This is a genomic window from Vibrio sp. YT-19(2023) (assembly GCF_033337395.1).
The window spans coordinates 1-907 of record NZ_JAWOQN010000243.1 but is presented as its reverse complement, the minus strand read 5'-3'; the positions used below and the strand labels follow the sequence as shown (position 1 = coordinate 907).

Genomic DNA, 907 nt, shown 5'->3' with positions numbered 1-907 from the left:
GCGCGGATGATCTGACGAATCGAGACCAATACTTCTTCGTACTTTTCCAATTTATTCATCCAGTCTGTAGGGAACATGTAACGACGCGACACTAACTCAAATGCGCTGTTATTTAAAGGGCTGCAGTCAAAATTTAGGTCGACATTTTTCAACTATTTATTTGTCTTTGGTGATTTCTTTTTATTCGCTCGTGCAACTGAAACAGAAAGACCTAAAATTATTATAGCAATAATTGTTTGTGGTCTAATTAATGGTGTGGAGATTTGCGCTTTTTGTAATGCAAATTACCGACTGAAAAGTAAGTATTGGATTTTTTAACAGCAAAAGATAGACAAAAACGCCTCAAATGATAGGATCTTCCGCTTTCACGGAATGTAAAACGTATCGTGTTCGAACGATTTTTTGTTTGGTACGGAAAAAATAATACAAAAATAGAGAGGAACGATGACAAAGGGTATAGATAAGTACAGTATTGACAGTACCGACTATACGGTAGGTCAAGACAACGTTCAAAAGTGGGGCTTTGATGTTCATAACCCAGTTTTTGGTATTAGTGCAGGCTTTATTGCACTGTTTCTTGTCGCAGCATTAGTTCTAGATGCTCATACCGCGAAGACAGCATTGGATGGGCTTAAGTGGACGAACATTGGTTCATTCGACTGGCTGTTTATTATCGCTGGTAACATTTTCGTTATTTTCTGCTTAGCGTTGATTGTGTCGCCGCTCGGGAAAATACGCTTAGGCGGTAAAGATGCCGTCGCTGATTATTCATTCATGTCTTGGCTCGCGATGTTGTTCGCAGCCGGTATGGGTATTGGTTTGATGTTCTGGAGTGTGGCAGACCCAGTGGCTTACTTCACTGGTTGGTACGAAACGCCACTCGGCGTAGAAGCAAACTCACCAGAAG

At 40.9% G+C, this 907-nt stretch carries 1 protein-coding gene; it reads left to right on the top strand.

Annotated features, from left to right (window positions below; genetic code table 11):
* Window positions 1–444: 444 nt before the first annotated feature.
* The coding region (locus tag R7E78_RS25150; RefSeq protein WP_318058476.1) for a BCCT family transporter at window positions 445–907 on the top strand (463 nt) is incomplete at its 3' end.